This window comes from Pseudomonas sp. PDM14, from assembly GCF_014851905.1.
Lineage (GTDB): Bacteria > Pseudomonadota > Gammaproteobacteria > Pseudomonadales > Pseudomonadaceae > Aquipseudomonas.
Genome location: NZ_JACVAQ010000003.1, coordinates 202641 through 216352, shown reverse-complemented (window position 1 = coordinate 216352; position 13712 = coordinate 202641). Strand labels below are relative to the sequence as shown.

17 protein-coding genes, 3 tRNA genes and 1 pseudogene are annotated in these 13712 nt (G+C 57.9%); 9 read left to right on the top strand and 12 right to left on the bottom strand.

The window, feature by feature from the left end; all coding sequences use genetic code 11:
- Positions 1-108 precede the first annotated feature (108 nt).
- The 5 genes and pseudogenes from IB229_RS20695 to IB229_RS22120 all read right to left on the bottom strand — a co-directional run bounded on the left by IB229_RS20695 (position 109) and on the right by IB229_RS22120 (position 3649).
- Positions 109-1020, bottom strand: coding sequence for an ABC transporter ATP-binding protein (locus tag IB229_RS20695; protein ID WP_192331826.1), 912 nt, complete (start codon positions 1018-1020; stop codon positions 109-111).
- Complete coding sequence (locus tag IB229_RS20690) at positions 1017-1859, bottom strand: hypothetical protein (RefSeq protein WP_192332027.1); 843 nt, start codon at positions 1857-1859, stop codon at positions 1017-1019. Before IB229_RS20690 ends, IB229_RS20695 begins: the two co-directional genes overlap by 4 nt.
- Positions 1859-2668 carry a hypothetical protein gene (locus IB229_RS20685; RefSeq protein ID WP_192331825.1) on the bottom strand — a complete coding sequence of 270 codons (810 nt, stop codon included), beginning with the start codon at positions 2666-2668 and terminating at the stop codon, positions 1859-1861. The genes IB229_RS20690 and IB229_RS20685 overlap by 1 nt, the downstream gene beginning before the upstream one ends.
- Positions 2669-2792: 124 nt before the next feature.
- Positions 2793-2895: pseudogene (locus tag IB229_RS22365) on the bottom strand (pilin); the annotation flags it as partial.
- Positions 2896-3463: 568 nt separating this feature from the next.
- Positions 3464-3649 (bottom strand): type IV pilin protein, encoded by a 186-nt coding sequence (locus tag IB229_RS22120; RefSeq protein ID WP_003242736.1) that lies wholly within the window; start codon positions 3647-3649, stop codon positions 3464-3466.
- 229 nt (positions 3650-3878) lie between these two features.
- Between IB229_RS22120 and pilB the strand changes: the two genes are divergently transcribed.
- The 5 genes from pilB to yacG are packed head-to-tail and all read left to right on the top strand — an operon-like array spanning position 3879 to position 8481.
- On the top strand, positions 3879-5582 hold the full coding sequence (pilB, locus tag IB229_RS20670; protein WP_192331823.1) for a type IV-A pilus assembly ATPase PilB: 1704 nt from the start codon (positions 3879-3881) through the stop codon (positions 5580-5582).
- A gap of 2 nt (positions 5583-5584) precedes the next feature.
- Positions 5585-6802 carry a type II secretion system F family protein gene (locus IB229_RS20665; RefSeq protein ID WP_192331822.1) on the top strand — a complete coding sequence of 406 codons (1218 nt, stop codon included), beginning with the start codon at positions 5585-5587 and terminating at the stop codon, positions 6800-6802.
- A 3-nt stretch (positions 6803-6805) separates the two neighbouring features.
- A complete protein-coding gene (locus tag IB229_RS20660) occupies positions 6806-7675 on the top strand; it encodes a prepilin peptidase (protein WP_192331821.1) in 870 nt (289 codons plus the stop codon).
- Positions 7676-8290 carry a dephospho-CoA kinase gene (gene coaE, locus IB229_RS20655; protein WP_192331820.1) on the top strand — a complete coding sequence of 205 codons (615 nt, stop codon included), beginning with the start codon at positions 7676-7678 and terminating at the stop codon, positions 8288-8290.
- Complete coding sequence (yacG, locus tag IB229_RS20650) at positions 8287-8481, top strand: DNA gyrase inhibitor YacG (protein ID WP_192331819.1); 195 nt, start codon at positions 8287-8289, stop codon at positions 8479-8481. Before coaE ends, yacG begins: the two co-directional genes overlap by 4 nt.
- Before the next feature lie 11 nt (positions 8482-8492).
- Here yacG and IB229_RS20645 read toward each other — a convergent pair whose 3' ends face one another.
- The 4 genes from IB229_RS20645 to IB229_RS20630 all read right to left on the bottom strand — a co-directional run bounded on the left by IB229_RS20645 (position 8493) and on the right by IB229_RS20630 (position 10386).
- Positions 8493-8708: a hypothetical protein gene (locus tag IB229_RS20645; protein ID WP_192331818.1), complete on the bottom strand. Its 216-nt coding sequence runs from the start codon at positions 8706-8708 to the stop codon at positions 8493-8495.
- A 105-nt stretch (positions 8709-8813) separates the two neighbouring features.
- Positions 8814-9503, bottom strand: a complete 690-nt coding sequence (locus IB229_RS20640) for an energy-coupling factor ABC transporter permease (RefSeq protein WP_192331817.1) — start codon at positions 9501-9503, stop codon at positions 8814-8816.
- Positions 9500-9967 carry an FAD/FMN-containing dehydrogenase gene (locus tag IB229_RS20635; RefSeq protein WP_192331816.1) on the bottom strand — a complete coding sequence of 156 codons (468 nt, stop codon included), beginning with the start codon at positions 9965-9967 and terminating at the stop codon, positions 9500-9502. Before IB229_RS20635 ends, IB229_RS20640 begins: the two co-directional genes overlap by 4 nt.
- Entirely contained in the window at positions 9964-10386 is a 423-nt protein-coding gene (locus IB229_RS20630) for a GNAT family N-acetyltransferase (RefSeq protein ID WP_192331815.1), read from the bottom strand. The genes IB229_RS20635 and IB229_RS20630 overlap by 4 nt, the downstream gene beginning before the upstream one ends.
- A gap of 101 nt (positions 10387-10487) precedes the next feature.
- Between IB229_RS20630 and IB229_RS20625 the strand changes: the two genes are divergently transcribed.
- From IB229_RS20625 to IB229_RS20610, 4 genes are all read left to right on the top strand, one after another.
- Positions 10488-11117, top strand: coding sequence for a DUF1780 domain-containing protein (locus tag IB229_RS20625; protein ID WP_192331814.1), 630 nt, complete (start codon positions 10488-10490; stop codon positions 11115-11117).
- Entirely contained in the window at positions 11114-11629 is a 516-nt protein-coding gene (locus IB229_RS20620) for an MOSC domain-containing protein (RefSeq protein WP_192331813.1), read from the top strand. The genes IB229_RS20625 and IB229_RS20620 overlap by 4 nt, the downstream gene beginning before the upstream one ends.
- Positions 11630-11653: 24 nt before the next feature.
- Positions 11654-11827, top strand: a complete 174-nt coding sequence (locus IB229_RS20615; protein ID WP_192331812.1) for a DUF3094 family protein — start codon at positions 11654-11656, stop codon at positions 11825-11827.
- 63 nt (positions 11828-11890) lie between these two features.
- Entirely contained in the window at positions 11891-13189 is a 1299-nt protein-coding gene (locus IB229_RS20610) for an NAD(P)/FAD-dependent oxidoreductase (RefSeq protein ID WP_192331811.1), read from the top strand.
- Between the two features lie 111 nt (positions 13190-13300).
- On the opposite strand, the gene IB229_RS20605 is transcribed toward IB229_RS20610, so the two are convergent.
- The 3 genes from IB229_RS20605 to IB229_RS20595 form a co-directional block, all read right to left on the bottom strand.
- A tRNA-Lys gene (locus tag IB229_RS20605) sits at positions 13301-13376 on the bottom strand.
- A 5-nt stretch (positions 13377-13381) separates the two neighbouring features.
- A tRNA-Pro gene (locus IB229_RS20600) sits at positions 13382-13458 on the bottom strand.
- A 10-nt stretch (positions 13459-13468) separates the two neighbouring features.
- Positions 13469-13544 (bottom strand) — tRNA-Asn (locus tag IB229_RS20595).
- Positions 13545-13712 lie beyond the last annotated feature (168 nt).

Sequence of the window (13712 nt, the reverse complement as noted above, 5' to 3'; positions counted from 1 at the left end):
TTCCCGCGAAGGCGGGCAATCCAGAGGTTCCACGTACATCAAAGCCAATGAAAACCTCGAAGCAGCCCATAGCACTTGGCCTGCAGGTTGCCACGCCTAAATAGCTCTCTAGTCGGCAGCCTTTGACGCAGCGCCTTCAAGAATACGGAAGAACACCGTCTCCAGCGAAACAGCTGGCTTAACCGTTAGAACATGACCTCCCGCCGCATTCAGACGCGAAATAAAAGCCGGCAAATCAGCCTGCACAATCTCATGCTCGAACTCCCCAACACGCAAAAGGCGCGCAGCCGGCTCGAAGCCCTCAGCAGCATTAAAACGCACCAGAAAACTATCCGCGCGCTCAGCCGCCAACTCGCGGGGCGAGCGAACAGTCAGCAACTCGCCTTTATTGATAAAGCCAAAGCGATCGGCAATACGCTCAACGTCGTGAAGCACATGGGAGGTAAAGAAGATGGCGCCACCCTGCTGTTTGTACTCGGTCAGTATATCCACCACATCCTTGCGCCCAACCGGATCGAGACCGGACAAAGGCTCATCGAGCACCAGCAGTTTTGGTTGAACCACCATTGCATGAGCCAGTGCCACACGCTGAACATTGCCCTTGGACAGCTCGCGAATACGACGCTTGGCATTCATATCAACAGAAAAGCGCTCCAGCCATTGCATGCACCAAGCATCAGCATCCTTGCGCTTGATGCCGTACATCGACAGGCCCATGCGCAGAATTTCCAGCGGGGTAAATTGTTCGTAGAGAGCAGGAGTTTCGGGCACATAAGCCAAGGGGGCGCGAGACGAGGCGTCGCGAGCATCTATACCGTAAATGCTAATCTGCCCACGATAGTCACTAACGATATCGAGCATCACCTTAATGGTCGTAGATTTACCAGCGCCGTTGGGCCCAACGAAACCGAACACCTCACCTTCCGCTAGAGCAAAGGTGACGTCTTGCAACGCCCTGACCTCCTTACCCTTGACCCGAAACGTCTGGCTGACACCTCTGAACTCCAGCACAGCATTCACCGCTGACTCTCCATACCGGGAATCTTCATCTCTTTGAGTTCGATACGCCCGCCACTCAACTCATAACCGAGTTTTAGCGGGTCTTTTGGCAACGCAGCCAAAACCCCTGAACGAACTAACTGCTGCAAATCGTGCAGAGCACCGTGAGCTTGCTCATAAACGCGCTGGGCATGCCTAAGACTTATTAGCCCCTGCAGACGCACAACTCGCTTACTCAGCATATCTCTGAGCTTGGGATCTTTGCTGGAGTCGCGCTGCTGAACGAGATAATTTAACGCCAGATGCTCATCCGCAAATGCTTCCGCTCGCAACATGACAGCCAAACGCTGAAGTGTTGCTGCATTCTCCGGCCAACGCTCGGAGGCAGTTTGCAAGGCGAGCACGGCACGGTCGGTATCATGATCAAAGAAAGAAAGATTGACCCCATAAAAGAACGGCGGAATACCGTCCCAGAAGCGGCAATTCATTGCCCTGCGCAACACCTCATTTCCCTCAGCGACTGCACCGCCCCACGTCAGCATTCCATTCGCAAGATAGTAGTTATCTTCATGGCATGCATTAAGCTTTGCCACCACTACCTGAGCGCGAACCAAATAGTGAAGATCAACCTGGCCTTGATCTACCCCCGTTGCGGACAAACGTATTGTCTCCATATTGGCCGCCAAAAAACGATCTCCACCATACAGAGCCAAGAGCACCGGAGCGGAAACCACCACTCGGTCCTCTACCTCGCTCTCGCGAAAAGTAATCGGCTGCCAACTGCGCCAAAGCACCGTAGCAGCAAACAGCGCAAAGCCCACCAAAGACAGCAGGAAATTGATAGATCGTCTTTGCATCATCACGCGAAGCGCTTGTGCTGCAACGCCCACGCCGCCAAGCAGAGGAAGGCAAAAGCGTAAGCTAGGCAACTGACCACCAACACGCCGAGGTCACTTGGCAGGAACTCCATACGCCCGTACAAAGCCACCATACGTACATCGAGCGCACCAAGATCAGGTAACAGATAACCCAGCAGGCCCACCCCCGCCCGATAACCCTCTACCCCCTCAACGACCCAAGCCTCGCGAGTCAGTAATTCAATGATTGCAGCGAAGGAGCGCGCCACCAGCATAAAGCCCAACGTTCCAACCAGCACGAAATTGGGTGTCGATGCCACCATGGCCAGAAACACCGCCAACGCTGTCAGCACCAGCAAGTCGAGCCCCACAAACGCAATGGTGGCGACATAAGGCCAACCTAAAGAAACCCCGGTAGCCTGAGCATAATCTTCGCCGATCAATGCGACCACCATTCCAAGCGTCGCCGCCATAAGCACCAGCACGCCTAACATAAGCGCAAAAACCGCCGCGCAGCGTCCAAACAGCAGGCCCTGCCTAGCACGCGGATAGGTCAGAGAAGAAAGAAAATAGCGTCGGTCAAACTCACGCGAAAGCAACTCTTGAACCATCAGCACCATTATCAGGGGCAGGACCAACCGCATCACTGACAACCCAACATCTAGAGCAACGGTGGCAGGCTGACGGCCACTGAACTCAGCCGCCATCCAGGCAATCAGCAACAGGGAGGAAATTGATACGCCTACAAGCAAAAGAAAGTGAGCCCGCAGAGCGAGTAGAACACCTGAACGAAAATCAGAAAAAATATGCATTGATGACTCTTAGAGAGCTTAAGACCCATACCTACAAAGCAAGCTGACTACTTTCTAGTGGATGACATAACCCAGATAGAGTTTTTCACATCAGCTTGGGCATTGCTGTCGTTGGCTTTCGCGCGATACTCGCTGAACTGCGGAATAGCAATAGCAGCCAAGACACCGATAATCGCAACAACGATCATCAACTCGATTAAAGTGAAACCGGAGCCATTGGACCTCATCGTGCCGCCTCACATTCAACCTACTTAAACTCTAAATAAAAAAGCCGTGGATAGATATACTTTCCACGGCCTAGTATCTGAAGCGAAAAGCTAAAGGATTACTGGAAATTAACCAGCTGAGTAGTCGGAGCAGTAGTAGTGCAGTTAGCACTTAGCGACTGCTGACCAACAGTACCACCAGTGCTAGAAGCCCGGAAGCCCTTGTAGCTAGGACTAGCGACAGTCACAACTGTACCCACGTTCGCTGCTGTGCACTGAGCATCGTTGTAGACAGGATCATTGTTAGCCCCAGTTACGCCGATTTGAGCGCAAGTCAGGCTAGTGCTACGACTACCGGATTCGTGACAGGCGCCAACATTAATAGCGTTACGGGTTTCATCGCAATTATATGCACCAGATACGCCCTTAGAAAGGTTAAGACGCACAGTGTCACCCAGAATCGCGCACTGAGTAGTGGTTATGTTCCCGCCACTTGTAATTGCAGTAGGGGCTGCAATAACCGAAGAGGTAAATACAACCGCGGAAGCGGCGAGCAGAGCCAGCAGATTCTTTTTCATGTGAGTCACCCTTAGCGCTGAGCAGCAGTCATTACGCTGATGGAGTTCTTCACATCAGCCTGAGCGGTGGAGTCGTTCGCTTTTGCGCGGTATTCGTTGAATTGCGGAATAGCAATAGCGGCCAGGATGCCGATGATCGCAACAACAATCATCAGTTCGATCAGGGTAAACCCTTTTTGCTTCTTGAGGGACTTCATGGAATTGCTCCTATGTGGTTAAGGTCAGTGACCTGATACACCTTCAGCACAGAGCATGCCAAGATCGCCCCCCCCTTACTACGAGCCGGCCGCGAGATTCACTCGGCAGAAAAATGACTTCTGTGACAGCAAGTGACGTATTTTGTCATCCTGCCAACCGCTACTTGGGCCCACTCTCAATTTGGGCTATAAGTGCGAAGTCATTACCCGCGATGCTATCCATATCCCAATGAGCGAAACTCCAATCCTGACCGGCTTAGCACGCCAACTGGTAGCAGCAGAGCTGCTCGACAGCAAAACCGCCGCACAAGCCCACACCCAGGCTTTGCGCAACCAAATTCCACTGGTTACCTATCTAGTTCAGAATCGAATTGCCAGCAGCCGCAATATTGCAGAGGTCGCAGCAGACCAATTCGGCCTGCCCTACTTCGACTTGAGCAGCGTGGACAGAGAGAGCCAGCCGCGCGATCTGGTCAGCGAAAAACTGTGTCGCCAGCATCGCGTGCTTCCTCTACACAAACGCGGCAACAAGTTGTTCATCGCACTCTCCGACCCAACCAACCACCAAGCCGTTACGGACGTGCAATTCAGCACCGGCCTCAGCACCGAGGCGCTGCTCGTAGAGGACGACAAGCTTGGGGATGCCATTGAGAAATTCTTCGATGCCGGCAATAGTGGAATGGAGGACCTGGGAGACGTAGACCTAGATGGGCTAGACGTTCAAGCCGTAGATGATGACAACGAAGAGAACGGGCCAGGAGGCGACGCCGATGACGCCCCGGTGGTGCGTTTCGTCAACAAAATGCTCTTAGATGCAATTAAAGGGGGCTCTTCAGACCTTCACTTCGAGCCTTACGAAAAAGCCTACCGAGTGCGCTTTCGTACGGATGGCATCCTTCATGAGGTCGCTCGCCCACCTATACAGCTGGCCCCAAGACTCTCCGCGCGATTAAAGGTCATGGCAGGGCTAGACATATCCGAGCGACGCAAGCCGCAAGATGGTCGGATAAAGATGAAAATCTCGAAGAGCAAATCTATCGATTTTCGGGTCAACACTCTCCCCACCTTATGGGGAGAAAAAATCGTGATGCGAATTCTTGACCCCAGCAGCGCGCAGATGGGGATCGATGCTCTTGGCTATGAGGAAGAACAAAAAAACCTCTACATGGCAGCACTGAAGCAACCACAGGGCATGATTCTGGTTACCGGCCCCACAGGATCTGGCAAGACGGTATCTCTCTATACCGGCCTTAATATCCTCAACACTGTGGATGTGAATATCTCCACCGCCGAAGATCCGGTAGAAATCAACCTTGAGGGCATCAACCAGGTTAACGTCAACCCAAAGCAAGGGATGGACTTTACCCAAGCATTGCGGGCATTTTTACGACAAGATCCCGACATTATCATGGTCGGTGAAATTCGCGATCTGGACACCGCTTCAATTGCGGTGAAAGCTGCCCAGACTGGTCATATGGTGATGTCAACACTGCACACCAACAGCGCCGCCGAAACCCTTACTCGCATGCGAAATATGGGCGTACCATCTTTCAACATTGCCACCTCGGTAAACCTGATCATCGCCCAACGGCTAGCGCGAAAGCTCTGCAATAGCTGCAAGAAAGAAGTCGAAGTCCCTAGGGAAACACTGGTTAAAGAAGGCTTCCCCGAAAGCAAGATTGGCACATTCAAGCTCTATGGGCCGGTTGGCTGTGACAACTGCAAAGGGGGCTACAAAGGTCGTGTAGGTATTTATGAAGTAGTTAAAAACACGCCCAATCTGCAACGGATTATCATGGAGGAAGGGAACTCCATTGATATTGCCGTGCAAATGCGAAAAGACGGCTTCAACGACCTTAGAGCCTCCGGCTTGCTGAAAGCCATTCAGGGCGTTACCAGCCTTGAGGAAGTCAACCGCGTGACCAAGGATTAACCATGGCTGAAAAAGCGCTCAAAACCAGCTCCTTTGTCTGGGAAGGCACCGATAAGAAAGGCGCAAAAATCAAAGGCAAGCTAAGCGGCCAATCTCCGGCGCTGGTTAAGGCTCAGCTGCGCAAGCAGGGTATCAACCCCATCAAAGTCCGCAAGGAAGGCTTTTCTCTGAGTAGCGGGAAGAAAATTAAGCCCATGGACATTGCCTTGTTCACCAGGCAAATGGCAACCATGATGAAAGCAGGTGTTCCGCTATTGCAGTCCTTCGATATCATCGCAGAGGGTTTCGACAATCCTAAAATGCGCGCACTGATTGATGAGGTGAAGCAAGATGTCGCAGCCGGCAATAGCTTTGCCGCATCACTACGCAAGCGTCCACTCTACTTCGATGATCTCTATTGCAACCTCGTAGATGCCGGCGAGCAATCCGGCTCACTTGAAGCTCTCCTCGACCGAGTAGCCACCTACAAGGAAAAAACAGAAGCCCTAAAAGCAAAGATCAAAAAAGCAATGACCTATCCGATTGCGGTCGTGGTCGTGGCAATAATTGTCACTACAATTCTATTGATAAAAGTCGTTCCACAATTCGAAGACGTTTTCAAGGGCTTCGGGGCAGAACTCCCTGGGTTTACCCAGATGGTAGTAAATATGTCACGCTGGATTCAGGAGTGGTGGTGGCTAGTTTTGCTGGCCCTATTTGGTGCGACATTCGCTTTCCAGAATACCTATAAACGCTCTGAAAAATTTAGAGACTCATTAGATAGAGCCCTTCTCAAGGCCCCCATTGTGGGGGATATCATGTACAAAGCCGTTGTGGCTCGCTTTGCACGCACCTTAGCTACCACTTTTTCGGCGGGTGTACCCTTGGTAGATGCCTTGGACTCCGTCGCTGGAGCAGCAGGCAACGTTGTATTTCGTAATGCCATTTACAGGATCAAGCAGGACGTCTCTTCGGGCGTGCAGCTCAACTTTGCAATGCGTACTGTTGAGGTTTTCCCCAGCATGGCCATTCAAATGACAGCCATCGGTGAAGAGTCCGGAGCTCTAGACGAAATGCTCGACAAACTAGCGAGCTTCTACGAAGCCGAAGTCGACAACGCCGTCGACAACCTCACAACACTCATGGAGCCACTGATCATGGCTGTACTAGGCGTTCTGGTAGGCGGCCTGATCATCGCCATGTACCTGCCGATTTTCACCCTTGGCTCTGTTGTAGGTTAAGCCATGCCTTTTGACCTTATAGCCGGCTCCGTGCCGGCTTTTGTTTTGGTTATCTTCACTTTCGGCCTGCTAATCGGCAGCTTCGTCAATGTGGTCGTTTATCGCCTACCCGTGATGATGCAGCGCGACTGGAAAATCCAGGCGCGCGAGATTCTCGAAATTGATCCGGACAAAGCCGATCAGGATCCCTTCAACCTGGCGTTCCCCAACTCCCGCTGCCCGCATTGCGAGCATGAAATCCGGCCGTGGGAAAACATCCCAATCCTGAGCTGGCTTGCCCTGCGCGGTAAATGCTCCAGCTGCAAATCGCCGATCAGCAAACGCTACCCGCTGGTCGAACTGGCCTGCGGGCTGCTTTCTGCCTATGTCGCATTCCACTTCGGTTTTGGCTGGCAGACCGCGGGCATGCTGGTGCTGACCTGGGGCCTGCTGGCGATGAGCCTGATCGATGCCGATCACCAGTTGCTGCCGGACTCGCTGGTCTTGCCGCTGCTTTGGCTGGGGCTGATCGTCAACAACTATGGTCTGTTTACCGATCTGCAGAGCGCGCTCTGGGGCGCATTCGCGGGTTATTTGAGCCTATGGTCGGTGTACTGGGTGTTCAAGCTGCTGACCGGCAAGGAAGGCATGGGCTATGGCGACTTCAAGCTATTGGCCATGCTGGGCGCGTGGGGCGGCTGGCAGATTCTGCCGCTGACCATTCTGCTGTCGTCGCTGGTCGGCGCCGTTCTGGGCGTGATCATGCTGCGCATGCGCAATGCCGAAACCAGCACACCGATCCCGTTCGGCCCCTACCTGGCCGTTGCGGGGTGGATTGCGCTGCTCTGGGGTGATCAAATAACCGGAGCCTATCTGCAATTCGCCCGGTTCTGAATGAGCACAACACCCTGGATTCTTGGTCTCACTGGTGGCATCGGCAGCGGTAAAAGCGCCGTTGCCGAGCAGTTCACTACGCTGGGCGTTCACCTGGTGGACGCCGATCACGCCGCGCGCTGGGTGGTCGAACCCGGTCGCCCCGCACTGGCGAAGATCGCCGCGCGCTTCGGCGAGCAGGTCCTGCAACCTGACGGCCAGCTCAATCGCAGCGCACTGCGTCAGCTGATCTTTCAGGATGCTGAACAACGCCACTGGCTGGAAAGCCTGCTGCACCCGCTGATCGGCCAGGAAATACGTGACTACCTGGCGCGGGCACAATCGCCTTACGCCATCCTGGTTTCCCCCCTGCTGATCGAATCGGGGCAGAACCGCATGACCCAGCGCGTACTGGCGGTCGATGCACCGGAAGCCCTGCAACTGCAGCGCACCATGGTGCGTGACGAGAGCAGCGAAGAGCAGGTCCGGGCCATTCTCAAAGTGCAGTCCAGCCGCGAGGAGCGCTTGCGCCACGCCGATGACGTGCTGGTCAACGATCGCGATCACGCCTGGCTGCGCAGCGAAGTCGAGCGCCTGCACCGCTTCTACCTGACGCTCCGAGGAGGACAACCATGAGCAGTACCGTCGAATGCCCAACCTGCGGCGCCCCCGTCGAATGGGGCCCGCAAAGCCCCAACCGCCCCTTCTGCAGTGATCGCTGCAAGCTGATCGACCTTGGCGCCTGGGCCAGTGAGTCGCATGTGATCCCGGGTGATCCGGTGGATGACGGCATGTTCTCCGGCGACCTGCCACCACGCGAGCACTGAGCCCGCGTCACTCAAGGCCGCATGAAGCTGTAATCGCGCTCATCATCCAGATTGTCAGCGAGGAACAGCAGCTCCGCGGCCAGATCGTCCACGCTCCGCACCTCCAGTTGTCGCTGCACCACCACACTGAGCAGCGCACGCAAGCTCATCAAGGGCGCATGCCCCTGCTGCTGCGCCTGCTGCAGACTGCGCTCGATCTCCTGCCTTGCCCACTCATGGACACCCATCGCCTCGCTCCTTCTGCCGAAAAGCTCAGCCTGAGCCTTCGGCCATCGGCGCGCTTGATCTGGATCAAGCGCTGGCGCGCCATCCAGGCGGTGAACGGTCGATCATCAGCGCGGCTTGTCGTCATCCTTCCAGGGCGCGGAGAGGTAGCGTGAACGGTTGAAAGTTTCCAGCCAGTCGGGATAGAAAACCACCAGCCCGGTCACCAGCATGCCGTTGATGAAGGCCTCGGGGAAAATCACCAGCCACAGGTAGCCGGCAAAGTCCTCCAGCCAGGGCGGAATCACGTACAGGCCGTCCGCCCACAGCACACCCAGGCTGGCAAGCAGACATACCAATGCAGTCAACGCCGCGGGAAAGAAGCCGCAGCAGAAGATGTAGACGAACAGATTGCGCGGTTGACGACGCTCCACCACCACAGCGAAGAACTCGGCAATGGCAACCGGGATCAACACCAGCAGCACCCCGTTGACACCCAGCGCTGCCAGATCCTGCCGACCGACAGCAAGCAGAGCCAGTTGTGCTGCGAAACCGCCGAGTACGGCCAGCGGCCAGTCCAGCAGCAGGGTCACCGCGGTCATGCCGATGAAATGAAAGGACAGCCCGGAGGCGAAATCACGGCGCACCAGCCACAGCAGAAACAACGCCAGCACGGTGCCACACAGCACATGCTGGCGCCGCTGGTCGCTGATCAGCTCCAGCCAGGGCGCTCGCCACAGCGCCCAGAGCAGCAGGGGCACATAGAGCAGCCAGCCCAGCCACAGACTGGTAGCGGATAGCAGCTCGACGCCGATCACCGGCCCGCCTCCTCCAGCGCCTGGGCCAACGCAGCGGCATCGCGATAGCTGCGCTGCTCGGCAAGATGTCCGTCACGCAGAGCCAGCCAGAGCACCGCCCCCTCCTCGACCGGATAGCGCGAGGTAACGCGCGCCTCGCGATCAAGCAGAACGCGGTAGTGGTAATCGCGCATCTTCGGCAGGGCGAACAGGCTGGCGATGGGTTTGGGCATGCGGCTGATATCCGCGAGGAAGACCGCCTTGCGCTGCTCCAGATAGCCACGCGGCTTGCCTTGCAGCGCGGCATCCAGCAGCTTCGCGCCGTCCATGTTCTTCGCCACCAGCACGATCCGGGCATCGTCGTTCAGGGTGTAAGGCTGCTCGAACTGGTCGAGCAGTGTCCAGGCCATCACGCGCTCTCCCGGCTCCAGCGCAAACGCCAGGCTGCTCACCAGCCACAGTACACCCAGCAGACCCGCTCTCATGTTTCGCTCCTCGTTGAAAAAACCTGAATGTCGCCGCGCGCCTGCCAGCCCTGCTGACCGCGCCAGAAGCCCAGGGCCTGCGGCGCATCGCTGAGCACGAAAACGTGCGATTTGCCGATGCCCAAAGCAGCCAGATGCGCCAGGCCCTGCGTCAGCAACGCACCGCCGAACCCGCGGCCACGCCAGGGCTGGTCGACCACGAGGTGCTGCAGGTAGCCGCGACGGCCATCATGACCGATCAGCAGACTGGCCATGACCTCACCTTCGATTTCACCGACCAGGCTCAGTTCGGGATTACGCGCCAGGTAGGCACAGAACGGCTCGAAGGCGTCTTCCGCGCGCAGGCGAATGCCCGGCGTGCGCTGCCAGAGCGACACGAGCTGAGGATGATCGGCAGGCCTGGCACAACGAATCAGCATGGGGCGCATCCGCAAACAGACGATGCACGAGTTTACACCGCCGCCCTGTCGATTCCGCGCGCCACGCTGTCGCGCCGGGCGTTTGCAGTTATGCTGCCTGCATGGACGACGCCGACTACCTGCGCCTGCTTACCCGCCAGGCCGAACAGGCCAATGACTTCCTCTCCAACGCGAGAAAATGGGAGCGCGAGCGCTGGGTTTGCCAGCGTCTGCTGCACGGCCTGAATGTCGCCCACCAGCAGGACGAGTTCAGCGCAGCCACGCAGGAGCCGCCCGACGTGCTGTTTCGCGAAGCGCGCTTCGAGGTGTTCTTCGTCCTCGATGAGGGCCGGCGCCTCACCGATGAGTGGCGCGAGGAGCTGCAGCGACGGCGCAACGCCCTCTCGCTCAGTCAGCTCCTGCGCCGCGAGCCACGGCCACGCCTGATCAATGCCGCCACCCTGCAAGCGCAGCTCGCCCCGACCCTGCGCAAGAAATCGCAGAACTACCGCGAGCGCAGCATCGACCCTGGCACGCTCGACCTGCTCGCCTACGTCAACCTGAAACGCGACACACCCAACTTCAACACCGCATTTCCGCCGCCCAGCGAATACCTGCATCAAGGCTGGCGCTCACTGTCACTGGTAGGCCCGACCTACGTGCGCGTGCTCTTCGCCCACGACAGCGCGCCAGACTTCCTGCGTCGCAACCTCGGCCGCAGCATTCTCTTCGATGCCGGGGTGAGCCTGTGAACAGTCCGCTACACGAGCTGCTGGCTGCGGTGCCGCAACACGGTCGCGTGCGCTGGATCGGCGTACGCCCACAGTCCCGCGGCGCGATGATCGAACTGGACGCCGTCGAGGCGCGGCGCGAAGCCGGCCTGACTGGCGATCATGCCCGCCCCGGCCCCCGTAATGCCCGCCAGGTGACACTGATCCAGTGGGAACACCTGGCGGTGATTTCCGCTCTACTGCAGCGTCAGGATGACCAGCTGATCACGCCCGCCGATCTGCGCCGCAACATCGCGGTCAGCGGCATCAACCTGTTCAGCCTCAAGGGTCGACGTTTTCGCATCGGCCAGGCGATTCTGGAAACCACCGGCTGGTGCCAACCTTGCGCCAGGCTCGAAGAGCGCCTGGGCGTCGGCACCTTCCAGGCCGTGCGCGGCCACGGCGGTATCACTGCGCGCATCTTGCACGGCGGCATCATCCGCCTGGACGACGCGCTCCACGTTGAGCCCCTGCGAACGCCGGGGCTAGAATGAAGTCACTATCTAGCGAGGCACACCATGTCCAGCCGCTTGAGCCCCGAAGACCAGCAACGTGTCGACCAGTACCTGAGTGCGCCGCAGCACCAGGTCGAACGCCAACCTTTCAAGGTCTGGCGCCTGCTTCTGGTGGTCATCGCCGCGGTCATCGTGCTGGGTGTGTTGAGCCGCCTTCTGAGCCGTCTGGCGCTATGAGCTGCATCGCGCTCGCCCAGCCGGCCGCACCGCCGAATCCCCCAAGCCTTATGAGATACCCCCATGACTCATCGTATCGTGATCGTCGGCGGTGGCGCCGGCGGCCTGGAGCTTGCTACCCGCCTGGGTAGAACCCTGGGCAAACGCAAGCAGGCCAGCATCACCCTGGTCGACGCCAACCTCACCCACATCTGGAAGCCGCTGCTGCACGAAGTGGCCTCCGGCTCGCTGAACTCTTCGGAAAACGAACTCAACTACGTGGCCCAGGCCAAGTGGAACCATTTCGAGTTCCAGCTGGGACGCCTGTGCGGGCTGGATCGCAGCGCGCGCAGCATTCGCCTGGCCGCCACGCTCGACGAGGATGGCGCCGAACTGCTGCCCGCACGGGAACTGGCGTACGACAGCCTGGTGATCGCCGTTGGCAGCACCACCAACGACTTCGGCACGCCCGGGGCTGCTGAGAACTGCATGTTCCTCGACACCCGCGAGCAGGCAGAGCGCTTCCACCGCCAGTTGCTGCACCACTACCTGCGTGCCCATGCCGGCAAGAGCGACGACGGCCACATCAGTGTCGCCATCGTCGGCGCTGGTGCCACCGGCGTCGAACTCGCCGCCGAACTGCATCACGCGGCCCACGAACTGGCGGCGTACGGCCTGAGCAACATCCAGCCGCAGAACATGCGCATCACCCTGATCGAAGCTGGCCCGCGCGTACTGCCGGCCCTGCCCGAGCGCATCAGCCAACCCGTGCACCGCACCCTTGAGCAGCTCGGCGTCACCGTGCTCACCGGCACGCCGGTCAGTGAAGTACGCGCCGACGCCCTGCTGACCCAGAACGGCACCGAGGTGCCGGCCAGCCTCAAGGTCTGGGCCGCCGGTATTCGCGCGCCGGCCCTGCTGGGTGATCTGGATGGACTGGAGAGCAATCGCATCAATCAGCTGCTGGTGCGCTCGACTCTGCAGAGCACCCTGGACGACAACATTTTTGCCTTCGGCGACTGCGCCGCCTGCCCGCTCGGCGACGGCAGCGAGCGCAACGTGCCGCCGCGCGCGCAGGCGGCGCACCAGCAAGCCTCGCTGCTGGTACGCAGCCTCAAGCAGCGCCTGGAGGGCAAGCCGCTGCCGGAGTTTCGCTACAAGGACTACGGCTCGCTGATCTCGCTGTCGCGCTTCTCGGCAGTCGGCAACCTGATGGGTAACCTCATGGGCAGCGTGAAGCTGGAGGGCTGGCTGGCGCGGATGTTCTACATCTCGCTGTATCGCATGCACCAGATGGCGCTGTACGGCACCTTCCGCATGCTCCTGCTGATGGTGGCCGATCGCATCGGCCGTAGCACCGAGCCACGCCTCAAGCTGCACTGAGCAAGGCACCCGCGCACGGCAACCGCCGTGCGCGGGACCCTCTGACAAAACTCGGGCAACAAAAAACCCGCACTTGGCGGGTTGTTTGTTTCTCAGGCAAGGCCGAGAAGATGGTGGGTCGTGTAGGATTCGAACCTACGACCAATTGGTTAAAAGCCAACTGCTCTACCAACTGAGCTAACGACCCAAAAATGGTCGGGGTAAGGGGATTCGAACTCCTGACATCCTGCTCCCAAAGCAGGCGCGCTACCGGACTGCGCTATACCCCGGTGAGAAAGTTGGCTCCGCGACCTGGACTCGAACCAGGGACCCAATGATTAACAGTCATTTGCTCTACCGACTGAGCTATCGCGGAACTACAAGCCTTCCAATCTCTTTTGCAGGCGTTTGGTTTGCACCGTTTCCCGCATCAGAGGCGCGCCATTTTACGTTTCCACGCGCGCCTGTCAACCCTTGAAATCGCCTTTCCTAACAGAGCTTTGCAGCATCGCTCCGAGCTACTATATGTCTATTACCTGAGTAC